Origin of the sequence: Enterococcus sp. 10F3_DIV0382 (assembly GCF_002140245.1) — a bacterium.
Taxonomy (GTDB): domain Bacteria; phylum Bacillota; class Bacilli; order Lactobacillales; family Enterococcaceae; genus Enterococcus_B; species Enterococcus_B lactis.
Map to the genome: position 1 here is coordinate 556,152 of NZ_NGMF01000001.1, position 23,698 is coordinate 579,849.

Below are 23,698 nucleotides of genomic sequence, written 5' to 3' on the forward strand. Positions count from 1 at the left end.
ATCATTAACATACATTAAATAAATTGAGCTGTTGCATAATAGACATAAGGATGTGTTCTTTTCTATATTTTGAAAAGCTGTCAGGGCGAAGTTTAAATATCACAAAAATTAATTGGAAAAGATAAACAACTGGAACTTGCTAGCGTTGCAAGTTGAATAAAAAAACAACCAAGATTAGATTGTAGGAACTTGTAGAAGATCATAATTTGAAGTTAACAAAAGAATTCCACGACACCTCTACTCTGTTAAGTACAGGAAACAGAGAGTTAAGGGCAAGAAAAATAGGCGAGGATACCGGGTTGAAAGGCCGATTGGAGAACATAAGTTAATAGTAAATAAAAAGACGAAGAAATCGCGTCAAGTGGATTCTTCGTCTTTTTATTGATGAGATTGTTGTGACAACGTGCTTATTTTATTAGAAGATATCTTTTTCTGATTTTTCTAATGCTAAAGCTAAACACCCAATGATTCCAGCATCATCTCCTAATTTTGGAGGTAATACATAGTTTTCGAATGCTGGGTAGTCTACATAGTGATTCATCAAACCAACCAAAGCTTCTTGGACTCGTTCTCTCAGATGTGCTTGTTTCATTACACCTCCGCCAAAGATGATGACATCAGGTGAAAATAGAAGAGTTGTGTTATAGACACATTGAGCGATGTAATAAGCTTCTAATTCCCAAGAAGGATCAGCGGCAGACAACTCTTGACCTTTCATGCCTGTTCTTTGTTCGATTGCAGGTCCAGAAGCCATTCCTTCCAGGCAATCGCTATGATAAGGACAAACACCTTTAAAGGTATCCACAGGGTGTCGGCGCACAAGCATATGTCCCATTTCAGGGTGGCTGAAACCTTCTACAAAAGTGCCATTTTGCAAGGCACCGCCACCAATACCTGTTCCAATCGTGTAGTAAACAATAGTGGAACGCCCTTTTCCATTCCCCGCGACATATTCTCCGTAAGCAGCTGCATTGACATCGGTGGTAAAGACAATCGGTAGTTCTTTTAAATTTTTATTTAAATAACCGATAAAATCAAAATTCTGCCAAGCTTTTTTTGGCGTAGAGGTGATATATCCGTATGTTGCTGAATTGGGATGAATATCAATCGGTCCAAAAGAACCTATTCCAATCGCTGCCAGTTGTTCTTGGTGTTTTTTGAAGAAATCAATAACGTTATTCATCGTTTCTATCGGCGTGGTTGTAGGGATTTGTATTCTTTCAATTACTTCTAAATCTTTCGTACCTACTGCGCAGACAAATTTTGTTCCGCCAGCTTCAATTGCTCCATATAACATAAAACATTTGCTCCTTTGCAGTTAAGTCGTTTTACCTTGAATCAGCTTTACTGGTAAAACGTAATGTGATTCCAGTGGTTTTTCAGCATCTTGGATTCTTTGCAGTAGCAAGTCTACAAGGATGTCGGCAATATCCGTTATTGGTTGAGCGATAGTAGACAGATGCGGAAAATAATTCTGGATAAATTTTGTTCCGTCATATCCAATGATTTTCAATTGCTCAGGGATGCGGATATCGAGCTCTTGACACAGATTGTATGCCAATACAGCTGTAAGATCATCTGTGCAAAAAATACTGTCAATCTCTTCATTTTGCAAAATCCGTTTAATTTCTAAATTTTTTAAAGCAGTGGAACGAGCAGTTGAATGGAATTGAAAAATCTGTGGTTCTAGCTGCTGCTCATCCATAAATTTCAAATAGCCGTTCATTCGGTCATTTGTGGGGGAGTTGGATTCTTGCGAGCCCGTCAAAATAGCGATTTTACGAGCTCCTTTTAGATAGAGATTTTCTGTCGCGAGATAACCGCCTCGGAAATTATCACTGCTGACGATTGGTGTTCCGTCTGCCAGATAGCGGTCAAAAGAGACGATTGGCAACTCAATATTTTCGTACTCCTGTATCCCGAGATTATGAGCGCCGGCGATGATGCCGTCCACTTTATTTGCTGCTAACATGTTGAGATAATTTCGTTCTTTTTCTTTATTATTAGCACTGTCACATAAGATCGAACGATAGCCTAAATCAAATAATTTACTTTCCAACTGTTCGACTAATTCGCCAAAAAACGGATTAGCAACTGTTGGGAAAATCAAGCCGATCAATTGAGTGTTTTTTCCTTGAAGTGAACGGGCTAACGAATTCGGCTGATAATTGAGTTCTTTCATTGCTTGATTCACTTTATCGATTGTTTTTTGACTTAAAGAACCATAATTATTTATCACTCTCGAGACAGTAGTAGGAGAGACTCCTGCTTTTTTTGCCACATCTGTCAATTTAACAGCCATTTTCTTCATCCTTTATTTGTTCATATTCCGCAGATGCCATAATTTCCCTTTAAATTCCCTGTCACTTTTTATATACAAGCCCGTTTGATCATCTGTCGGAAAGACACGGGCAGTCGCTGTTTGCTGTCCATCATTTACAAACACCTCTACAACGGAACAATCAACAAATATTTGTAATTTCAGCGGTTTCTTTTCAATTGAGAATTCACGTACAGTTCCAAAATTTTCAGCGAAAGATTTGCCGGCATGGCTGCGATCCATACTCATTTTACCATGTATCGTATCAAAGGATAGTGTTAAACCGTGTTTTTGTTGTTCATCTGCAAACAATAAAATAGTACCTTTCTGTGAGTAATCGAATTCTAACTGGAGTTCATATTGATTTATTTCCGCGTCAATAGTGGTTTCCAAACCGCTAAAGTGATAAGGTTTTCCTTTTCGCAACTGCGCTGTTTCTTTCACCGGTCGTTGATAGAGCTGCTCTTTTTCAATAGTAAGTTCTTTTACGATGCTCAAGCAGTGTGCCCATCCTTCTTCGTCAGTTGGATAGCTGATTTCAGGCAACCCAATCCAACTGATTGCCAAGGTTCGTCCATTTCCATCACTGAAACAATGCGTCGCGTAAATGTCAAATCCTTCATCTATATTTTTTATGTGAGTAGGGTCGGAAAGCTCATTTTTTTCAAAATCAAATGTTTGACCGATCACGTAAGTATTCGGGTAAATATTACTGTATGAGTGGATCTCGTGAGATAAACCTTGTGGGCAGAAGACCAGTAGTGCTTTGCCGTTCACAAATAATAGATTTGGACACTCGATCATAAAACCCATTTCTTCCTCTGTAAAACCCAAAGTTCCTAAAAACTGCCAATTTTGAAGATCTTTACTGTAATAAGTTAGGATACTTCCTTGTTTTTGTTCAGTTTGTGCTCCGACAATGAGCAAGTAACCGTCATCATAAGCAATCAGCTGAGGATCACGGATTTCTTGTGTATATCCCGGAGGTGGGGAGCTGATCAAAGGAGTCGGTATCTTAGTGATATTACCATTTTTGTCCATCCATGCCCCTAACTGGAAGGAATGACGTCCCCAATTCGAATCACGCACATTTCCGGTATATGCAAGGAACAGTTGATTATCAATCGGCAAAGCTGAACCTGAGTACACACCGTGACTGTCAAATGAATTATCCGGAATCAGTTTGAGGCCATCGTTTTTCCAATCTATCAGATTAACTGAGGAGAGATGGTACCAAGATTTCAGACCATGAACAGACCCCATCGGATATGCTTGATAAAATAGCTGCCATTTCCCGTCGAAATAGGAAAAACCATTCGGATCGTTCAATAAACCAGTAACTGGTTGTATATGGTAGCCTAAGCGCCAATGGGAAGAATTGATTTTTTTCTCTAAGGAATGCAAATGTTCTTCAGACCATTCTTTATATGGACGATAACGATCCGTTCGTGACCAATTTTCTTTAAGTTTCATGACAAACTCCTTGTAAACGTATTCTTGACGTTATAATATATTTTTCCTGATGAAATGTCAAACGAATATCAAAATAAAGTAGCTTATAAATGCTATTTTTTATATATAAAAAATTATTTTATTTAAGATTTGATAATCGAGTGACAATTGTTTTAAATCATGGCATATTGTGCTTAAGAAAAATTTATAGTTACTGCTTCAATAATTTTGGATTAGGAGGAAATGAAATGGATTACAAAAAAGTAGCTGAAGAAATCAGCAAAGCGCTTGGAGAAGACAATGTACAAGCAGCTGCTCATTGTGCAACACGTTTACGGCTTGTCTTAAAAGATTCAGACAAAGTAGACCAGAAGGCTCTGGATGATAATGAAAGTGTGAAAGGAACTTTTGAAGCAAATGATCAATTTCAGATCATTATCGGAGCAGGTGATGTGAATAACGTATATGATGAATTCGTTAAGATCACCGGCGTAAAGGAAGCTTCAACTGACGTTTTGAAAGCGGTAGCATCGAATAAGAAGAATAATCCTGTCATGTCCTTTATCAAGGTGTTGTCAGATATCTTCGTTCCGATTGTCCCTGCATTGGTTGCGGGTGGACTGTTGATGGCTCTGAATAATGTTTTGACGGCACAGGATTTGTTTGGTCCTCAGTCAGTGGTTGAGTTGTATCCATCAGTGAAAGATTTTGCTGGCATCATTAATTTACTTGCTTCAGCGCCGTTTGCTTTTTTGCCGATTTCGGTAGGTTTTTCAGCAACTCGACGTTTTGGAGGCAATCCGTATCTTGGAGCAGCAATGGGGATGGCGATGGTCATGCCGGATTTAGTGAATGGATACAGTGTGACGAATGCTATTGCAGAAGGATCGATGCCTTATTGGAATATTTTTGGAATGAATGTGGCACAAGCCGGTTATCAAGGATCTGTTCTTCCAGTCCTTGCAGTTTCTTGGATTTTAGCTACTTTAGAAAAATTCTTCCATAAACGGTTGGCTAATGCTTTCGACTACACATTTACTCCAATGCTAGCTATTATTATTACTGGTTTTTTAACTTTTACAGTAGTAGGGCCGGTGATGCGTACTGTCGGAGACGGCTTAGCTGATGGATTAAGCTGGTTATACAGTACTACTGGAGCTTTCGGCTTAGGTGTCTTTGGTCTCTTCTATTCGCCGATAGTCATTACCGGATTACATCAAAGCTTTCCAGCAATCGAGACTACTTTACTAGCAGATGTTGCCAGAACGGGTGGCTCTTTTATCTTTCCAGTTGCCTCAATGGCAAATGTAGCGCAAGGAGCGGCTGCTTTGGCGATTATGCTGCTGACAAAAAATAAAAAGCAAAAGAGTCTAGCTACCACTGCAGGTGTTTCCGCTATGTTGGGGATTACTGAGCCAGCGATATTCGGTGTGAATTTGAAACTGAAATTTCCGTTTATTTGTGGAATGATTGCTGCAGGAATTGCTTCATTCTTTATCGGCTTGTTCCACGTATTAGCAGTTGCGATGGGACCGGCAAGCATCATTGGCTTTATTTCCATTGCACCTCGTTCGATTCCTTCATTCATGATCGGAATTGTTATCAGTATAATGATCGGTTTTTTAAGCACTTACTTCTATGGAAAAAAACATATGGAACTTCTAGCAGATGGTGAATCAAAAGGAACAGAAGCAGCTGAGTCAATCAGTTCAGCTCCTAAAGCGACTAGGAAACCGCAAGATGAAGTTTTAGCTGCATCAGTCAGCGGGAAGATTCTCCCTTTAACGAAGGTAAAAGATCCAGTTTTTTCCACTGAAATGATGGGAAGAGGTATAGCAGTCAAACCAGATGACGGGGTAGTCCATGCGCCAGCAGATGGTATATTGACAGTTGTCCACGAATCTAAACATGCATATGGCTTGAAAACAGAGAAAGGAGCGGAAGTACTGATCCATATCGGTATTGATACAGTGAATCTAAAAGGGGCCGGATTCACGACACAGCGACAATATGGTGAATTAGTGAAAAAAGGGGATATTCTCGGTACATTTGATCGTAAATTGCTTAAAGAAGAAGGGTACGACGATACAATTATGGAAATTGTCACTAATTCCTCTGCATATGCTAATGTAAAAATTCTTGAAAAAAACACGGTCAAAAGTGGTGAAGATATTCTGATAGTGAGTGAAACAGATGAAAAATAAATGGTGGAAAAATGCAGTAATCTATCAAATCTATCCTCGAAGTTTTCAAGATACAAATGGAGATGGCATTGGAGATATTCCTGGTATTCTTTCAAGGTTAGATTATCTATAAAAACTGGGAATCAATGCGATATGGTTAAGCCCGGTTTATGAATCACCTAATGATGATAATGGCTATGATATCAGTGACTACAGAAAAATAGGCGCAGAATATGGAACGATGGCAGATATGGATTTACTGATAAAAGAAGCACGACAAAGGGGAATAAGAGTCATCATGGATCTTGTTATCAATCATACGTCAGACAGACATCCATGGTTTCAATCGGCAAAAAAAGTGTTACCAGTCCCTATCACGACTATTATGTTTGGCGTAAAGAACCGAATGGATTAGAGTCGAACTTCGGCGGTTCAGCATGGACCTATGTGCCCGAAGTGAATCAATATTATCTGCACTTGCATTCGAAAAAGCAGCCGGAACAATCTATTACTAAAAATGGTCCTCTTTTACATGATTTATTGCAAGAAATGTACCAAAAAACATTTGGTCATTATGATGTAGTGACAGTGGGAGAGACTTGGGGGGCAACGCCCAAGATTGCGCAGCTGTATTCAAAAGAAGAACGCAAAGAATTATCAATGGTCTTTCAATTCGAGCATATTAATCTAGACAAACAGAATGGCAAACGAAAATGGGATCTAAAGGATTTAGATCCACAGGAATTACATCGGACTTTTTCTAAATGGCAGATTGAATTAGATGGTTGTGATTGGAATTCTTTATTTTGGAATAATCATGATCTTCCACGAATCATTTCTCGCTGGGGGACGATCAAGAATATCGAACAATCAGTGGAAAAATGCTAGCGATATACCTCCGTTTTATGCAAGGTACACCTTATATCTATCAAGGAGAAGAGATCGGCATGATCAATTATCCAGTAAAGAGTATTGATGAGGTAGATGATATTGAAAGTCAAAGAATGTATGCAGAACGTATAAAAAAAAGGCTATTCGAAGGAAGAGTTGATCCAATCAATCAACTCGAAGGGGCGAGATAATGCTCGCCATCCGATGCAATGGAACAATAACAAAAATGGTGGATTTACAGAAGGAACTCCTTGGTTGCCAGTGGGGAATACAGAAGAGATCAATGTAGAAGCAGCATTAGCTGCTCAAAATTCCTTGTTTTATACGTATCAAAAACTGATCGAATTGCGCAAAGAATTACTTGTGATTGTCTATGGAAAATATCAAGTCATTAAGACAGAGAAACCGAATGTTTTAGCATATCTACGCAGTTTTAAAAAACAAAAAATACTAGTTGTAGTTAATTTTTCTAATCAAAAGACTACTTTTCCAATCGGTAAGTATCGTGTCAAACAAGTCTTGATTCAAAATTACAAAAAGAAAATTACTAACAATTTACTCCCATATGAAGCTTTTAGCGCGCCGATCTATTAAGTGTTTTTTTCTATAGATGAATCTTTGTTATGAGGTAGATAGTTCAATGAAACAGTTATTCGATTTGTTTATAGAAAACAATTTAGTCAGCAAAAAGGGGGACAAACTTTTAATTGTCTCCCTTTAATTGTTAGGATGGAATATTATCACTCTTAAACAATAAGTTAAAAAAATACTCATTTACATAAAAAAAGATTATTTAGATGCGATAATATCATAGATAAAGAAACATTCATCATAAGAAACAGTGATCCCAAATTCTGTTTCAATATTTTTGAAGGCCTTTTTTACATGAAAAATTGTTTCATGAGAATGTCTTGTGTCATCTTCTGATATAATTTTAAGTTCATGACCGTTTATCAATGTACGCTCAATTAAACACGCTGTATGAATCAAAAGTTTTAAAAGAATGGAATGAGTGAATTTTTTGTGGAAAGTACATTCCAATTCTTGGATGAAATCCATTAAGCTTTTTTGGATCTTATTCCCAGCTAATAAGTAGAGATATTTGTCCACTGCTTCAATTCCCATATCAAAAACGATATTTCTTGTGAATGAGTGGCTGCTGCCCTTTTTTGATTGTTGTTCTTCAGTCGTAAGATGACAAAGCATCTTATCTTTGAATAAAAAAATAGAACTACCTAAGGAAGCGTCTCGGCGCTTCCTTTTTCTATATGATCGTTTAATGACTGTAGGAATTCAGTATACCAAAAGAAAACCACCTTTTTGACTAAACTTGATAGTGGTCAATTTTTTATGATGGATAAGTATCTATACTTAGTCTCGTAAGAACGAAAAGGAAAAGAGGGAGAAAGATGAAATTTCAAAAGTGGATCCAAGAGCATCGAAATCATATCACCGCCTTATCAGCTGTGTTGATTATTTTTGGTTTTATCGGAAAATTTACTGGATTTGTCTTGTTCTATAACATTGCTCTAGCCATAGCTTCTATTATTGCGGTCATACCTATTATGATCTATGCGTATCAGGCAGTAAAAGTCAAAGTTATCTCAATTGATTTACTCGTTACTATTGCTGTGCTTGGTGCCTTTATGATCGGAGAATACAAGGAGTCAGCTATCGTTACATTCTTGTTTTTGTTTGGTAGTTATCTGGAACAAAAAACATTGACCAAAACGCGGGAATCAATCAAGGATTTGACCGAGATGGCCCCATCGACTGCCAGCGTTGTCCAAGAAGATGGAACGACTGAAGAAGTGGAAATCGATGACGTGGAAGAAGGCGATATCGTCTTAGTAAAAACTGGTGGAGCTATTCCTGTGGACGGCCGAGTCATTGACGGGAAAGGGTATGCGGATGAAGCCGCAGTGACGGGTGAATCACGACAAGTCGTCAAAATCAGTGGAGATGACGTATTTTCTGGAACGATTTTAGCAGATGGCTACGTGACGATTAAAGCAACTAAGGTCGGAGATGATACGACCTTTGCCAAAATTATCGAATTAGTAGAAGAAGCACAAGATACCAAATCACATGCGGAAAAATTCATTGATCGATTTTCTCAGTATTATACTCCAACCGTTTTACTTATTGCATTGCTTGTTGGTCTGATCAGTCGTGATTTTCGTTTAGCCATCACTGTTTTGGTTCTTGGTTGTCCTGGCGCTTTAGTCATTGGTGCGCCTGTTTCGAATGTAGCAGGAATCGGTAATGGAGCGAAACGGGGCATCTTAGTCAAAGGCGGTGAAGCAATGGATACTTTTTCCAAAATCGATACTTTTGTCTTTGATAAAACCGGTACATTGACCAAAGGAACTACTGCTGTATCCACTATCAAGAACTATACAGAGGATGAAGGGGACAGCTTAGCTTTAGTGGCTCGATTAGAAACGTTATCCGATCATCCTCTGGGGCGCGCCGTGATCCATTATGCTCAGGAGAAAGTCCTTGATTTTCAACAATTAGCAGTCAAAGATAATCAGACGATCAAGGGACAAGGAATCACAGCTGAGATTGATGGTCATGCAGTTTGTGCGGGCAACACCAAATTGATTGCCGCTCACAAACTTTCTCTTACACCAAAGCAAGTACAAGATTTACATCAATTACAACAAACAGGCAGCTCAGTCATTATTGTAGCAATCGACAAAAAAATCACTCAAATCATTGGTGTGTCAGATGTGATTCGACCAGAAGTCGCTGAACAATTAGCTAAGTTGAAACAAGCAGGAGCAAAACATTTAGTGATGCTGACAGGTGATAATCAGATGACTGCTGATTATGTTGCTGATATGTTAGGCATTGATGAAGTCCATGCTGAATTATTACCAGACGAAAAGGTTCAATTTGTGAAAAAATACCAAGAAGAAGGATTGCGCGTTGCTTTCATTGGAGATGGAATCAATGATTCTCCATCTTTGGCTGCGGCTGATATCGGGATTGCTATGGGATCAGGAACGGATGTCGCTATCGAAACGAGTGACGTTGTCTTGATGCAATCTAGTTTTGGATCGTTGGTTCATGCCTACCGTTTGGCTAAGAAAACTGTTTTGAATACCCGTGAAAATGTAGTGATTGCCATTGGTGTCGTCTCATTTTTACTCATCGGCTTATTTGCCGGATTTATTTACATGGCTAGTGGGATGTTCGTTCACGAAGCTAGTATCTTGATCGTTATCTTTAACGCAATGCGTTTATTGTATTTTGGACACGAAAGCAAAGAAAAAAATCGTAAAACTTGATAAGAATCAATTTTTTTATGGAAGCTGTAATCTAGAATAAGACTATCAAGAAAAAGGAAGGAAGAACTACGATGAAAAAAATGATTATGCAATTAGATACACTAACTTGTCCAAGCTGTATGCAAAAAATCGAACATGCGGTTTCTCAACAGCCTGGGGTAAGCAATACGAAAGTTTTGTTTAATGCGAGCAAAATCAAAGCAAACTTTGATCCAGATGAAGTCCACCCTGAACAATTAGCTGCAGTTGTGGAAAAATTAGGTTATGAAGTCCAATCAACAAAAGTAAAAGAGGCGTAAATCAATGAATATAGTGGAAGAAAAATTTGCTCAAGAAACAAAACAAGCAGATATCGACCATCATAAACCAACTGCTGGCGCCATGGTGGGACATGTATTAGCAAATTTTAAATTAGAAGAAATGAAATTGATCCAAGCACAATTGTATGTTTTGGGTACATCTTCGCAAGAATTAAGTACCCTTTTTTCGGAATATGCTGATCAAGAAGCGAGATGGTTCAATAAAATCTCTCATGAGTTAGTGATTGAGAATGAAATCGTTCCGTCTACTTTAGAAGAAGTCATGCGTTATGGAAAAATTTACGAACATGGTCAAAACAAATATTTACCAGCCTCAACAATGTTAGAAAACTTTGCAAAAGATTTCGATTTCCAAAATGTCTTTATCACACGGGCAATCAAGTTAGCTGAAAAAGAAGAAAAGTATGGCTTGCAACAATTGCTTGTTGAACTTTTAAGTTTCAATAAAGAAATCATCTACCAAGTACAAAGACTCCAAGGAAAAACTCTCCGACAAGATTTGGATGAAGAAGACGATGATGACTAAAAGTCTATGTTTCTTCAAATACAAATATAAAGTGTGAGAAAAACAGGAAAAAAACACAACGTTTTGTCTTAAAAATAAAATAAAAAGAAGCACCCGCTGATGTTGTCTATAAGACATCAGCGGGTGCTTCTTAGTTTTTAAATGGTTTAAAAGATGGATGAGAAAATACAAAAAATCAATAAAATCACATTGCTTATTTAATAGAATAAAGAAGTGGGGGAGTAATCGAAAGGAGTTTTTTTAATTGAAAAAGAGGATTTTATTAACAATGGGCCTAGCTTTTTTGTTAGCTGGTTGTACCAACGGGAATGAACCAAGAAAAGAATCAACAAAAGAAACAATTGCAACTATTACAACAACTAGCACAGAGAGCAAGTCAACTGCAACAAGTACAGAAACAGCAGATACCTCTACTTCGTCAGAGTCTTCCAAAACGACTGAAACGACTCAAACATCTACTTCAAGTTCTTCTTTAGAGGCTTCATCTTCCTCTTCAGAAAGCAGCGAACAAGTTGAACAAACACTGTGGAATGCAGACAAAGCCGCACAATTAGAGGCATTTATGACCACATGGGGCCAAACAATGGGGCAACAATACAAAAGTTATACGAATCAAATGAGTGTGGACTTATATGGTCTTAAAGTCCCTCAAGCTATTTTGAATGGGGAGTGGAAGATGGCTATTGGTGGAGTGCCTGCTTCTGCAGAATGGTCAGAAAGTGGGACAGGTCAAGCAGATTATCAAATTACAGCCGTCTATTCCGATGCAGAGACAGAACCATATCTGAAAAAGCACGTCTATCTATTTGGATTTCAGCAAAATCAGCCAAAAGTATTGGTGACACAACAAAATCAGGGGAATCCCGATAATTATCTTTACTTCAACGAGACAGCGAATAATGAATTGAAAAATGGCTTTAATCAAATCGTTTATGGGTAAGTAAATTAGTGAGAGAAAGAAGAGACTCAGTGGAAAATATTAATTGATTGCTATGTCTAAGAATTAAGATGAAGGATGAAACTTCCAGTTTCATCCTTCATCTTAATTACGTTTTACTTGGATAACTTTAATAATAACGATAAATAGTTTTCTCTCGACTTCTTTAGAGATTGAATAAACCCTCCAATACTAAAACTGAATGTTGCAAGAGCATGAATTGCCAATTGTATTGTTAGAATTTTTAGAAAATTACACCTTTAGTTTCTTTAGATAAAATGATACAATGATTGTTAAAATTGTGAAAGGGTGGTCATTTGTTAGAGAAGTTTTTGGATATGTCGTTAGTTCAACGTATTGTTGTTGGTATTTTAGTCGGAATATTGTTGGGTATCTTTTTCCCCACATGGACATTTATTTCAATATTGGGGACGTTGTTTGTCAGTTGCTTGAAAGCAATTGCGCCTCTTTTAGTTTTTTTCTTGACGATGGCTTCAATTGCCAAACATAAAATAGGAAATAAGACATTTGTGAAGCCTATTTTAGTCTTATATTTAGTAGGAACATTGCTTTCGGCACTTGTAGCAGTGATTATAAGTTCAATTTTTACTGTTCCTATTACTTTACAAGAAACAGTATCTGAACAAGCACCGCAAAATTTGGAAAGTGTTTTATCTACGATGTTGACAAATGTCACACAAAATCCTGTTCAATCGCTTATTGATGCGAATTATCTTGGTGTCTTATTCTGGGCTGTGTTGTTAGGTCTAGCTTTTCGATCACGTTCAGAATCGACAAAAGAATTGGTGGATCAAATATCTGTAGCATTATCACAAGTCGTACAAGTGATTATTGCATTCGCTCCGATAGGGATTTTAGGATTGGTTTATCAATCGATTGCCACGACTGGAATCGCTGGATTGGCAGAGTATCTGCAGCTTTTACTTGTGTTGATCGGCACGATGCTGTTTGTCGCATTAGTTGTCTACCCGTTCCTCACGTTTTTGTTTATTAAAGAAAACCCCTATCCATTGATTCTCTTTTGTTTGAAAGAAAGCGCGCTTCCAGCTTTCTTTACCCGAAGTTCTGCCGCAAATATTCCGATAAACATGATGCTGGCTGAAAAATTGAAATTGACGAAAGAGTCTTATTCCATATCGATCCCATTAGGTGCTACGATCAATATGGGCGGTGCTGCGATTACCATTTCCGTGATGTCATTGACGGCTGTACATTCCTTAGGGATTGAAGCATCGTTTGTTTTGAAAGTCCTTTTATGTATTTTGTCTGCTTTAGCTGCTTGTGGGGCTTCAGGTGTTGCGGGCGGTTCACTGTTATTGATTCCACTAGCATGTAGTTTGTTTGGTATCTCTAATGATGTTGCGATGCAAATCGTCGGTATCGGATTTATTATCGGTGTTATCCAAGATTCAATGGAAACTGCCTTAAATTCGTCAAGTGATCTGTTGTTTACTGCAATAGGAGAATTAGGCGCGCGTAAAAGAAGTGGAGAAAAAATCAAATTGAAAGATCGATTAGACGGATTAAATGAACATTGAACATTAGATATTTAGGGATGAACCTTAAGACGATTCAAATTTTTAATGAGTTATATAGATGTTCCTGTAGAATAGAGGTTCCTGTTAAATCGAGATAAAGTCGTTTATAATAACAATTAAAAGCATAGGTAATTGTTATTGGAGGCGCATCATGGATTTTTTACGTAAATTTGGTTTTTTCTTTTTACTATTAGGCGTGTTGAGTGATTTTTTGACTCCGTACGTATTAGGATTGTATTATCCTGAATTAGATCAAATGAAGAGTGTGATCAGTGTATTTGGAGAGGTTTCCAGTCCTGTAAGAAAGGCGTTTCTTATTTGGTCAGTGGTTTCAGGGATTTTTTTCATCCTGTCATTGCCTGCGTTGTATGCTGCATTTGCAAGTATATCTCGTGTGTTAGCTACCTTAGTTACAGCATCTATCGGTTTCTATGGTATAGGTGATTGTATTTTTACAGGTTTGTTCAGTATCAATACTCATGAATCTTCGTGGAATGTCTCGACATGGGTTCATAATATCGGATCAGGTTTAGGTTATAGTGGTTTTTTATTGTTTCCAGTTCTTCTTTTCTTGATCTATCGAAAAAATGAGCAACTGGACGTAAGCCACTTATACCTTGGACTGTCTGTGATCAGTTTGCTTTTTGCGGCGATTTATGGTCTGGCAAGAATCCCTTCTATAAATTCTTGGCCATTACTGAATAAAATAGGATTTTGCCAAAGAATCAGTTTTTTCTTTAATTATGTGCCCATTGCCTGGTTGAGTATCTTGCATCTCAAACAGTAAAACTTGAGTCGTCAAATTGAACAGTCAGCGGACATTTCGTCCGTTGGCTGTTTTTTTGTTTTTCTGAAATATAGTTCCATAATTTTCTTGTATAGCTTCTGTTTTAGCGTATATTAACTGAGAAAGAGCAGTGTATGATTTCTCAGGTTATTTTAATCTTTTATTTGGTCTAGTTCTCCTTATAAGAAAAAATTATAGTGAATATAGAAGGTGATGGAAATGAGTGTAATACAATATCAAGAAAGCAAACTTCGAAGAGTAGCGATCCTGAACAGACTGTCCAATTTCGAGCATGTAAGCTACCAGCAACTTTCTGAAGAATATTATGTTTCCAGAAGCAGTATCGCAAATGATATTTCTTACATCAAATATGTATTTGCGAAAGAAGGGGTGAATCTCAGTTTTGATCGTTTCGGGACATATTTTGAAGGAAATGAAATACAGGTTCAGAAGGTACTGAAGCGTATGATCCTGAATCATTTTGATGAATTGGAGATCGTAAGAGAAATAGTGGATCGAAAGCTTCTAGAAACAGTCGAACGATCTTTTCGCGAGAGCATTGCAGACAAGCAAATTGAGATACCAGAAAGCTACTTTTCAAGTATCATCGTTTCGATCTTATTGATGATTCAGCGTTCAAGAGAAGGGAAGAAAATCAGCTTAAAAGGTAAAAATCAATATGGAAAGTATTTTTTAGAATTCAATAAATATCCCCTCGTTTGTGAATTGCTGCATCAGTTAGAGGAACAGCGTATTTACCAATTTTCGCAAGAAGAAGTACAGTATTTGACTTATGTTATTGTGGGAAGTGGTTTACGCTTTTTCATGAAAAATGAAACGATCCCTTTGGTATTTCGAGAAAAAATCCGGCAATTGATCCAAAAAGTGAGTAGAGGCATTCAGATAGATCTTACCCAAGATAGTCGTTTAGAAGAAGATCTGCTTGTACATCTGTATCAGCTGCTTTTACGTATTGAGGCTCAAACGACCATCGTAAATCCTTTGATAGATGAGATAAAACAAAATTATCCTTCTTTGTATGGTGTTGTCTGGTTTGCGTTAAATGATTTTCGCTGGCCTTATCAAGTAAGCTTGTCCGAAGATGAAGTAGGTTTTGTAGCTATCCATTTTCAAGCAGCAATCGAGCGTGTCAAACGATTAAATAGACTCTTATTCGTATGTCCCAATGGCATGGGAACCAGTTCATTTGTTTCTGCAAAAATCAGAAGAATCTTACCTGATATCGATAGTATCGAAACAGCATCTGTCGATAAATTGAACAGACTAGATTTGTTTGACGTAGATTTGATTATCTCCACTGTCGATATACCTAAGCAAATTAGACCAGTAGTAAGAATTTCTCCAATGGTTACTGCTAGAGATATGAAACGTATCATGAATCATTATATCGATCTGGTCATAGATAACGAACAAATAAACATCGAAGGCTCGATATCTGAAAAAGTGAAACATCTTATTTCCTCTAATGTCTATTTTGATCACTTGGATTCAAAAGAAGCTGCTATCCGTTTTTTGGTTGATCAGCAACAGTTTGAGAATGAAGATTTGAAACAACGATTTCTCCACTCTATTTTTGAGCGTGAGAAAATCCAATCAACATACTTGGAGAATGGTTTTGCTATTCCTCATGGCAATCCTAATGTCGTTAAACAAACTTCGGTTGCTGTATTGATAGCAGACAAGCCATTTTCATGGGGATATCAAAAGGCAGATATCGTTGTTCTGCTAATGATCCGAGAAGAAGATGTGAAAGAAGTCGAACCTGTGATGAAAATGGTCATGCAAGGAATAGAGGATAAAAATTGGTTTATTTCAAAAATGTTGGAGGTCAGAGAATGAGTACTATCAATAAATTGCTGCCGAAAAATCAAATCCAAGTAATAGAAACGGCTGAAAATTGGATGAAAGCAGTCGAAATCGCTAGCAATCCATTATTAAAAAACAAAATGATAACGCATACGTATTTAGAAAACATGATCAGAAGTGTAGAGGAAAATGGACCATATATGGTGTTGGCTGATTATTTTGCGCTGATGCACGCAAAACCAGGTCTTGGAGTAAACGAGCAAAGTATGAGTCTTTTAGTCGTAAAAGATGCCGTAGATATGAAAGGGAAACCAGTCCATATTTTTTTGGTTTTAGCTGCCAAAAACCACGAAAGCCATCTGGAGAGATTGAAAGATATCATGGAAATATTTATGGACAATGAAAAATATCAAACGATTTTATCAGGAAATAAAGAAACGATCATTCAGTTATTTGCATAAGGAGGAAGAAAAATGAAAATTTTAGCAGTATGTGGATTTGGTGTGGGGAGTTCTATGGTTTTGAAAATGTCTCTTGATAAAGTAATTAAGGAGCTTGGTTTAAAGGCGACAGTGGAAAATACAGATTTATCCACTGCCAAAGCAACGATGGCAGATGTTTATTTTACAAGTCATGAATTACTTCCAGAACTAAAAGCTTCTGTAAAAGCGCCTGTTTATCCTATTAAAAAGTATATGGATACTTCAGAAATAAAGGCGCAATTGGAACAATATCTAGCTGATAAGGGGGAATAAAAGAATGAATTTCATTAGTGAACACATCTTGAAGAATCCGCCCGTCTTGTTAGGTTTGATTGCGATGCTCGGGCTGATCATCCAGCGAAAATCATTTTCAGAAACGATTAAGGGAGCTTTGACCGCTGCATTTGGTATGGTTGCTTTGACCGCCGGAGTCAATATGCTGGTCGGAACGATTTCTCCAATCAATGTAGCTGTCCAAACACAGTTGGGTGTAGAAGTGACAGAAGGACTATCTGATGTGACGTTTACTGCAGAATATGGCGGAACGGTCGGATTAGCTATGTTTTTAGGATTAGTTATCCATTTATTGATTGCTCGGTTTACACCTGTGAAGACGATCTTTTTAACAGGTCATATGCTTTGGTGGTTTCCTTTCGTATTTGTAGCAGCTGGTGTGGAAGCAGGACTGTCAGGGGGAGCATTGATTGGAATCAGCGGGATTTTATCGGCTTGTTATTGGTCTTTCATGCCGTGGATCATGCGCAAATATGTCTGGGATGCTACGGGAGATGATTCTTTCCTGATTGGTCATCCAACGGGTGTTTTGTCTTTAGTTTCAGGATTTGTAGCAAAACGAGTAGGAAATAAAGAAAAATCGACAGAAGATATCAAAGTACCTGAGAATCTTTCATTTTTCCGAGAAATCTCAATTACAGGTGCACTAGTCATGTTCTTGATGAATACCGTAGTTGGGATCATCGCACCTGTTTTGATACCAGAAGGGGATAATCTCCTGATGTTTTCGATTGAAGCAGGGTTGAATTTTGGTGCAGGACTACTCATTATGCTATATGGTGTCCGACTACTGATCAATCAAATCATCCCAGCGTTTCAAGGGATTGCAGAAAAAGTCGTACCGGGAGCGAAACCAGCATTTGATGTGCCTATTTTATTCAATTATCGACCAAATGCAGTAATTATCGGTTTTATCGTGGCAATGATCACTTCTACGATTTTAGTTGTTTTGGCGAATTCATTCCATCTATTCGGCGTGTTGCTTGTGCCATTAGTAATCACAAGTTTCTTTGAATGTGGTGGTGCAGCAGTCATCGGTGAAGGTCAAGGTGGCTTTCGTGGAGCGGTTGTCGGAACAATCACAGCTTCATTTGTCATGGTCATATTAGCTGGTTTTTCAGCTATTGTTTTTAGTACGACGATCCAAAGCTGGATATTGATTTTCGGCGGAAACGATTTGTCGTTATGGGGAATGATCGGTAGAGGATTCAGCGGTTTGTTTGGAGGGTTCTAGATGTTCAAATATATGGATAAAATCAAACAGTTATTAGATTTGGTTGAAAAGGAAGAAAAAAAGTCAATCAAAGAAGCAATCGATGTATTGACCCAAGCGAATCTGCAAAAACGTTCGGTCTATATTTTTGGTGCTAGTCATGCTGGTATCTTAGCGGAAGAGATGTATTATCGGGCAGGTGGGATGATGACCATCAATGCTATCTTTGGACGAGAAGTGATGCTAGATCGTTCCCCTATCACCTTTACCAGTCAAATGGAACGTTTAGAAGGATATGGAACGAATTTAGCAAAAACAATTTCATTTAAAAATCAAGATGTATTGATCCTTCACTCGGTATCGGGAAGAAACCCAATCATTATTGATTTAGCGTTAACTGCAAAAGCGAAGGGCGTAAAAATCATTAGTTTGACGAATGTCCAATATTCACGATCGGTGACTAGTCGTCATTCATCAGGGAAACGATTGTTTGAGGTTTCTGATATAGTTATCGATAACCATGGGGATATAGGAGATGCTTGCTGTGAGCTGACAGGTATCGTACAAAAAGCCGGTCCTTCCTCTACTGTAATCGGTGCAGCCATCCTCAATACGATCATCGTGGAAGTTTGCGAACAGCTTATTGCAAATGGGATAAAACATCCTCCTATATTTTATTCGGCGAATTTAGATGGGGGCGATCTGCGAAACGCGGAATTATATGAGGAATATAAAGAAGTGATTCATTATGAATTCATGTAATTCATAATGGCAATTTATCTTTTAGAATATAAGTGAAATAAAAGGGCTGCGACAAAAGTATTGTCACAGTCCCTTATTTCGAACAAAGGGTGTTCCAGAAGTATCTTTCGGAAATAAACCCAAATTTCTTGAATTATTTAAAAGAAAATCGTTTTTTCAAGATAATAGTGAATAAGAAGATGATCCATCCAACGATAGTGAGCATCCAACCTGTCGTTAAACCAGGTGTATGATAGATCAGTTTGATTTGATGATTACCTGGATTGAGGAGTAATCCTGTATACATATAATTCGATTGGATAATTGGTATTTTCTTTCCGTTATCATAAGCAGTCCATCCTTTTTCATAAGGGATGGTTAATAAAAGCAATTTTTCTTTTTCCAGATTTAGTTCACCAGATACTTCATTTGCCGAAAAATGGACATTCTGAAGTGTGTTTTCCCTTAATTTAGCTATTTCCGTACTTAATTGACTATAGTCACGCGTATATAACTCAATAGAATCAAATGTATAGACTCCTTGATTTCTAAAGCTGACTTGAATAGTTTGATTAGGTTGCACTGCCCCTAAATTAAGTAAGGAATTTTTGATCCCTACGTACCATCCTTGATATTGATTTCGAAAATTAAACTCTTTTGACAGTTGTCCATAAGTTACTTTTAAATACGTGGCAGTCTCAGTTGGAAGAAATAATCCTGGTTGTGTATTAGGATAATTTATTCCCTTAAACCGTAGAAACAAATAATTATTTGTCAATTCAGATGGAGCGTCTACAGAGAATGTAACAGTTGCATTGTTCTTAGAAACGATATACTGATTTCCTTTTATCTCTACTCCATCCGTTTGCTGAATATGATCGTTCAGTTTTTTGATTCCTTTATCGGTCATCTGATTTTTCTTTAGACCAGAGATATCTTTATTTATAATAACACTTTTTGTCATACTATCCATAATAGCTAATGAACTAGTTTGAGTATCATTTTGTTTGATATAGGAATCGTACGTATAGCCAAAAGGTAGGACATTTGTATTCTGATAGATTTCTACATCTTGACCATTTTTATTGATTGTTTGTAAATAAGTATAACCAAAAGGAATATCTTGATTAGTGTCAGTTTTTAGTTTTGCGTAATATTTGCTATTTGCTAAAGTGCCTAATTCTGCACGACTATCTAGCCCATAATATTCATAGTCACTGTTGATATTGTTCTCAATAGACTGATTGAAGGAAAAAATATTTTTATTTGCTAAACTAAAATAAAAATTCGTACTATTTATTCCCCTTAACAAAGCATTGTTTTCTTCGGAACGAGGATTTCCAGTTTTAGACAATTCATACCGAGACCAGTCAGTATCTTTATTGATAATATCTGAGATAGCTGAACTTTTTGGTGCCCAATAATCATTTTCTACGATATTTTTATCAGTATAACTGTTAATGATAAGGGGATTGATTTTGATATTTGTTTGAAAGGCTCCATAAACTAGAGCATTCAAAAATACCAGTATACTCAACGCGATTTTTGTTTTTTTCGAATTAGCAAACAATAAAAAGATAGTTGAATAGAGCAACAGGAAGATCAAACCGATATAAGGCGGTACATCTCGCTTATAGTTTGCAAAAGTGAAAAGGATAAAGAAAAAGAAAACAATAAAAGAAATATGCACAAACCGTTTTCTTTTTGATAAATCAGTTGCGGATTCAACTAAAACAGGTAAGTATTTTGCTGTTAGAAAAGCCCAAAAGAATGCATAACCAAACATCCAACGATTCGTGCTATAAGAGAATCCGTTGAAAAGACTACCAAAAAATGGAAAGAATAAAAAAATAGTCAACAAGCTAATGGCTAAAAGATCAAGTCTTGCAAAATTATTTTTTTGCTTAGAACGATATAAAATAACGGATAATACAAAAATGATGATTGGGAAAAAGGCTGTGACAGTTGAGGCTTCTCCTCCGTAAACTGGTGAAATAAAGTTTTTCACAAAATTCAAATAAAATGATTTCGTGTAAAAAGGTAAGAGCGTTGAATGAATCTCCCCGCGTCCAGCATTGAAAAATTGATTAATTACGGGAATGAAAATAACGGAGCCCATCATTATTCCTAATACGTAACTACCAATAGATTTGAATAAAAGAGAAAACAACACTTTATAGTCCTTTAAAGTATAAAGTTCAAAATATCTGTAAACAGCGTATAAAAAGATTAAGATAGAAAGCATATAAAAGAAATAAAAGTTGCTGATAACAGAAATGAAAATCATAAACGTAAAGAGTTTATATCCTCTTTTCTCGAAGATATACTCAAGCCCCAAACATAGCAATGGTAGATAAATCATCGGATTGATGAAGTAAGGGTGTTTCCAAGCAGAACTTAGTACGAAACCAGAGAATACATAAATGAATGTGGCGATAAAAGTTTGATAGTTGGCCATTTTCTTATATCGAAGAAAGATCGATATAGAGATTCCGGAAAAGAAAATGCGTAACATGATTGCTAATGAAAAGGCAAATTCTGCATACTTTGGTTTAGCAAATACTGCTAATAGTGAAAACGGATCACCAATGATATAGTAATGTAATGTTCCTAAAATATCTTGACCATAACCAATACTAAAATCATAAGTTGAGATAGAAAAGTTATGATCAATCAAAATATTTTTGATTATTTCCCGAATATATTCGCCAAAATAAACAAATGAAACAAAGTGTTGGGATTGACCATCCCATAGCTCAACAGGGGCTTTTCCAGCAATAGGCCACCACATATAAAGACTAACGATAACGACCCATAAGCAGATGCTTAAAATAGAATAGTAAGTGAAAGCATCTTTTTTTAACAGTTTTTTCAAAACAAGTTCCTCCGATAATAGATTAAAGAATATATATCAAGTATAGACAATGAGAATTAGGAAAACTAGCATTATTTTAAAATGAGTATCTGAAAATCAAGGGGACATCAATAGTTTGCAAGCTACGCTATTTAGATTATGTTATACTCATGAAGCAAATAAATTGTAACTGATCATAAAGGAGTTAAATAAATATGAGAAACATCAAGTTGACAATCGAATATGACGGAAAAAGATATTCAGGCTGGCAAAGACTTGGAGATGACGATAAAACCATCCAAGGGAAAATCGAAAAAGTGTTGCATCAGATGACAAATGAAGAGATAGAAATTATTGGATCAGGAAGAACAGACGCCGGCACGCATGCGCGAGGACAAGTGGCAAATTTCAAAACAAACACAGAAATTGAGCTGTCAGAAATGATCGACTTTATGAATCGTTACCTTCCGCGAGATATTGTCATCAAAAGAATCGAAGAGATGCCTGAGCGCTTCCATGCAAGATATAATGCGGTGGGCAAAAAATACAGCTATTATGTTTGGAACAACGTGATTCCTTCAGCATTTGAACGAAACCACAGCTTTTATTTTCCTCAAGAGTTGGATATGGATAAGCTGAATGCAGCTTGCGAAAAATTGATGGGTACACATGATTTCATTGGTTTTTCTGCATTGAAAAAATCAAAAAAATCTACGGTACGTACGATTGATGAATTATCTATCGAACGTAAGGGAGAAATGCTTCATTTTACTTTTGTCGGAGACGGATTTCTATATAAAATGGTGCGAATCATCATGGGAACATTACTAGAAATCGGTACAGGTGCCATGCCGATAGAAACAATCGATGAAATATTCGAAAGCAAAGTGCGGCAACATGCAGGAGAAACCGTCCCCGCACAAGGTCTGTTTTTGGATGAAGTTTATTATCGTTCATAAAAAAAGAATCATCTTTACTCGACTTCTGAGAACTGGAAAACATCCCTTTTTTCAGAGGTCGTTTTTTAGTTAAATCAAACCATAGACCATAGAGTATGCTTTTTAAGATAAAGATCATCTTATATCATCTGAAGCCGCTTATCTTCTTTGAATAAATACGATTCAATCGCTTATTTCCTCACTTTATGATAAATTACAGCTAAAGTCACTAGCTTGTCTTCTTCGGAAAGGAGGAGAGTCTATGGATAAGGAACAAGTATTCATTCAAACACTTTATAATCTGATTTTAAATCCGAATACACGAGATTGGGAACGAAAAGTATTGATCCAGACAAAGAATGACATAAGAGAAAATACATCCGTTAAAGAACAGTTATCGAAACTAGAAGCAACACTACGTCCATTAGCTATCCGGATGAACCTAACGCCTGATGTAATGGATTTTTATTTATTGCTTACAGAAGGATTTGACACGCAGCAAAAATATGACTTTTCCAAGCATGCTATGCAAGATGCTGACTATCAAGAACGTGCAGTATTTGCAGGGGGATGTTTCTGGTGCATGGTCGAGCCGTTTGAATCGAAAAAAGGGATCTTATCTGTTTTGTCAGGATACACGGGCGGACATGTTGAAAAACCAAATTATGATCAAGTGAGCGGTGGCTACACAGGTCACATGGAAGCTGTGGAGATCATTTATGATACGAGAGAGATAAGTTATAGCGATTTATTGACAATCTATTGGCAAATAACTGATCCCACAGATGCCTTTGGACAATTTCAAGATAGAGGGAAGCAATACCGTCCGGTGATTTTTTATCAAGACGAACGTCAGAAAGAATTAGCGGAGCAATCGAAACAGGAACTAGTCAGTTCAGGAACGTTCCACCAACCAATCGTCACAAAAATTGAACCAGCTAGTACGTTTTGGCCAGCAGAAAATTATCATCAGCAATTTTACAAAAAACAACCGAAACGCTATAAAAAAATTCAGCAAGCACGTAAGCAATTTCTGATTTATCAACGAATAAAAAACAAATGGTAAAAAAATACAAGA

At 37.0% G+C, this 23,698-nt stretch carries 19 protein-coding genes and 1 pseudogene; 15 read left to right on the forward strand and 5 right to left on the reverse strand.

Translation table 11 applies throughout. From position 1 onward, the window contains the following. Positions 1 to 415: 415 nt before the first annotated feature. From A5849_RS02765 to A5849_RS02775, 3 genes are read right to left on the reverse strand one after another with little or no spacing between them, the layout of a single operon-like run. Complete coding sequence (locus A5849_RS02765) at positions 416 to 1,297, reverse strand: ROK family protein (protein ID WP_002310603.1); 882 nt, start codon at positions 1,295 to 1,297, stop codon at positions 416 to 418. 21 nt (positions 1,298 to 1,318) lie between these two features. Continuing rightward, positions 1,319 to 2,302: a LacI family DNA-binding transcriptional regulator gene (locus A5849_RS02770; RefSeq protein ID WP_002310605.1), complete on the reverse strand. Its 984-nt coding sequence runs from the start codon at positions 2,300 to 2,302 to the stop codon at positions 1,319 to 1,321. A 12-nt stretch (positions 2,303 to 2,314) separates the two neighbouring features. Then, positions 2,315 to 3,793 (reverse strand): sucrose-6-phosphate hydrolase, encoded by a 1,479-nt coding sequence (locus A5849_RS02775; RefSeq protein WP_002310606.1) that lies wholly within the window; start codon positions 3,791 to 3,793, stop codon positions 2,315 to 2,317. 227 nt (positions 3,794 to 4,020) lie between these two features. Here A5849_RS02775 and A5849_RS02780 point away from each other — a divergent pair, with 227 nt between their 5' ends. After that, the gene (locus A5849_RS02780) at positions 4,021 to 5,976 is read left to right on the forward strand and encodes a sucrose-specific PTS transporter subunit IIBC (protein WP_086309943.1); all 1,956 of its coding nucleotides are present in this window, start codon (positions 4,021 to 4,023) and stop codon (positions 5,974 to 5,976) included. Next, positions 5,966 to 7,440: pseudogene (locus A5849_RS15110) on the forward strand (alpha-glucosidase). The gene A5849_RS02780 and the pseudogene A5849_RS15110 overlap by 11 nt, the downstream one beginning before the upstream one ends. A gap of 195 nt (positions 7,441 to 7,635) precedes the next feature. On the opposite strand, the gene A5849_RS02790 reads toward A5849_RS15110, so the two are convergent. Then, positions 7,636 to 8,052, reverse strand: a complete 417-nt coding sequence (locus A5849_RS02790; protein WP_256923947.1) for a PRD domain-containing protein — start codon at positions 8,050 to 8,052, stop codon at positions 7,636 to 7,638. Between the two features lie 203 nt (positions 8,053 to 8,255). Between A5849_RS02790 and A5849_RS02795 the strand changes: the two genes are divergently transcribed. From A5849_RS02795 to A5849_RS02845, 11 genes are all read left to right on the forward strand, one after another. Then, entirely contained in the window at positions 8,256 to 10,142 is a 1,887-nt protein-coding gene (locus A5849_RS02795) for a heavy metal translocating P-type ATPase (protein ID WP_002310612.1), read from the forward strand. Between the two features lie 71 nt (positions 10,143 to 10,213). Beyond that, positions 10,214 to 10,441 carry a heavy-metal-associated domain-containing protein gene (locus A5849_RS02800; RefSeq protein WP_002310613.1) on the forward strand — a complete coding sequence of 76 codons (228 nt, stop codon included), beginning with the start codon at positions 10,214 to 10,216 and terminating at the stop codon, positions 10,439 to 10,441. A 4-nt stretch (positions 10,442 to 10,445) separates the two neighbouring features. Further along, a complete protein-coding gene (locus A5849_RS02805) occupies positions 10,446 to 10,988 on the forward strand; it encodes a ferritin-like domain-containing protein (protein ID WP_002310614.1) in 543 nt (180 codons plus the stop codon). A 244-nt stretch (positions 10,989 to 11,232) separates the two neighbouring features. Then, positions 11,233 to 11,928: a DUF4767 domain-containing protein gene (locus A5849_RS02810; RefSeq protein ID WP_002344641.1), complete on the forward strand. Its 696-nt coding sequence runs from the start codon at positions 11,233 to 11,235 to the stop codon at positions 11,926 to 11,928. A 335-nt stretch (positions 11,929 to 12,263) separates the two neighbouring features. After that, a complete protein-coding gene (gene sstT, locus A5849_RS02815; protein ID WP_241694608.1) occupies positions 12,264 to 13,484 on the forward strand; it encodes a serine/threonine transporter SstT in 1,221 nt (406 codons plus the stop codon). A gap of 151 nt (positions 13,485 to 13,635) precedes the next feature. Then, a complete protein-coding gene (locus tag A5849_RS02820) occupies positions 13,636 to 14,271 on the forward strand; it encodes a DUF998 domain-containing protein (protein WP_047929418.1) in 636 nt (211 codons plus the stop codon). 219 nt (positions 14,272 to 14,490) lie between these two features. Continuing rightward, positions 14,491 to 16,131, forward strand: coding sequence for a PRD domain-containing protein (locus A5849_RS02825; RefSeq protein ID WP_086309945.1), 1,641 nt, complete (start codon positions 14,491 to 14,493; stop codon positions 16,129 to 16,131). Continuing rightward, entirely contained in the window at positions 16,128 to 16,559 is a 432-nt protein-coding gene (locus A5849_RS02830; protein WP_002310620.1) for a PTS sugar transporter subunit IIA, read from the forward strand. The genes A5849_RS02825 and A5849_RS02830 overlap by 4 nt, the downstream gene beginning before the upstream one ends. Before the next feature lie 12 nt (positions 16,560 to 16,571). Next, entirely contained in the window at positions 16,572 to 16,853 is a 282-nt protein-coding gene (locus tag A5849_RS02835) for a PTS sugar transporter subunit IIB (RefSeq protein WP_002292323.1), read from the forward strand. 4 nt (positions 16,854 to 16,857) lie between these two features. Then, a complete protein-coding gene (locus A5849_RS02840) occupies positions 16,858 to 18,108 on the forward strand; it encodes a PTS ascorbate transporter subunit IIC (RefSeq protein WP_002330727.1) in 1,251 nt (416 codons plus the stop codon). Next, positions 18,109 to 18,849: a sugar isomerase domain-containing protein gene (locus A5849_RS02845; protein ID WP_002314009.1), complete on the forward strand. Its 741-nt coding sequence runs from the start codon at positions 18,109 to 18,111 to the stop codon at positions 18,847 to 18,849. A gap of 133 nt (positions 18,850 to 18,982) precedes the next feature. Here A5849_RS02845 and A5849_RS02850 read toward each other — a convergent pair whose 3' ends face one another. Next, positions 18,983 to 21,703, reverse strand: a complete 2,721-nt coding sequence (locus A5849_RS02850; protein ID WP_086309946.1) for a YfhO family protein — start codon at positions 21,701 to 21,703, stop codon at positions 18,983 to 18,985. Between the two features lie 194 nt (positions 21,704 to 21,897). Between A5849_RS02850 and truA the strand changes: the two genes are divergently transcribed. Both truA and msrA read left to right on the forward strand, forming a co-directional pair. Next, entirely contained in the window at positions 21,898 to 22,641 is a 744-nt protein-coding gene (gene truA, locus A5849_RS02855; protein WP_002312684.1) for a tRNA pseudouridine(38-40) synthase TruA, read from the forward strand. A gap of 241 nt (positions 22,642 to 22,882) precedes the next feature. Next, positions 22,883 to 23,686 (forward strand): peptide-methionine (S)-S-oxide reductase MsrA, encoded by an 804-nt coding sequence (msrA, locus tag A5849_RS02860; protein ID WP_002310626.1) that lies wholly within the window; start codon positions 22,883 to 22,885, stop codon positions 23,684 to 23,686. Positions 23,687 to 23,698: the final 12 nt, after the last annotated feature.

Excerpts from the sequence above, each read along its gene's own strand:
- A5849_RS02795 (WP_002310612.1), top strand. The coding sequence starts at position 8,256 with ATGAAATTTCAAAAGTGGATCCAAGAGCATCGAAATCATATCACCGCC.
- A5849_RS02790 (WP_256923947.1), bottom strand. The coding sequence starts at position 8,052 with ATGCTTTGTCATCTTACGACTGAAGAACAACAATCAAAAAAGGGCAGC.
- A5849_RS02780 (WP_086309943.1), top strand. The coding sequence starts at position 4,021 with ATGGATTACAAAAAAGTAGCTGAAGAAATCAGCAAAGCGCTTGGAGAA.
- A5849_RS02800 (WP_002310613.1), top strand. The coding sequence starts at position 10,214 with ATGAAAAAAATGATTATGCAATTAGATACACTAACTTGTCCAAGCTGT.
- msrA (WP_002310626.1), top strand. The coding sequence starts at position 22,883 with ATGGATAAGGAACAAGTATTCATTCAAACACTTTATAATCTGATTTTA.
- sstT (WP_241694608.1), top strand. The coding sequence starts at position 12,264 with ATGTCGTTAGTTCAACGTATTGTTGTTGGTATTTTAGTCGGAATATTG.
- A5849_RS02820 (WP_047929418.1), top strand. The coding sequence starts at position 13,636 with ATGGATTTTTTACGTAAATTTGGTTTTTTCTTTTTACTATTAGGCGTG.
- A5849_RS02825 (WP_086309945.1), top strand. The coding sequence starts at position 14,491 with ATGAGTGTAATACAATATCAAGAAAGCAAACTTCGAAGAGTAGCGATC.
- A5849_RS02840 (WP_002330727.1), top strand. The coding sequence starts at position 16,858 with ATGAATTTCATTAGTGAACACATCTTGAAGAATCCGCCCGTCTTGTTA.
- A5849_RS02830 (WP_002310620.1), top strand. The coding sequence starts at position 16,128 with ATGAGTACTATCAATAAATTGCTGCCGAAAAATCAAATCCAAGTAATA.
- A5849_RS02770 (WP_002310605.1), bottom strand. The coding sequence starts at position 2,302 with ATGGCTGTTAAATTGACAGATGTGGCAAAAAAAGCAGGAGTCTCTCCT.
- A5849_RS02775 (WP_002310606.1), bottom strand. The coding sequence starts at position 3,793 with ATGAAACTTAAAGAAAATTGGTCACGAACGGATCGTTATCGTCCATAT.
- A5849_RS02835 (WP_002292323.1), top strand. The coding sequence starts at position 16,572 with ATGAAAATTTTAGCAGTATGTGGATTTGGTGTGGGGAGTTCTATGGTT.
- truA (WP_002312684.1), top strand. The coding sequence starts at position 21,898 with ATGAGAAACATCAAGTTGACAATCGAATATGACGGAAAAAGATATTCA.
- A5849_RS02765 (WP_002310603.1), bottom strand. The coding sequence starts at position 1,297 with ATGTTATATGGAGCAATTGAAGCTGGCGGAACAAAATTTGTCTGCGCA.
- A5849_RS02845 (WP_002314009.1), top strand. The coding sequence starts at position 18,109 with ATGTTCAAATATATGGATAAAATCAAACAGTTATTAGATTTGGTTGAA.
- A5849_RS02805 (WP_002310614.1), top strand. The coding sequence starts at position 10,446 with ATGAATATAGTGGAAGAAAAATTTGCTCAAGAAACAAAACAAGCAGAT.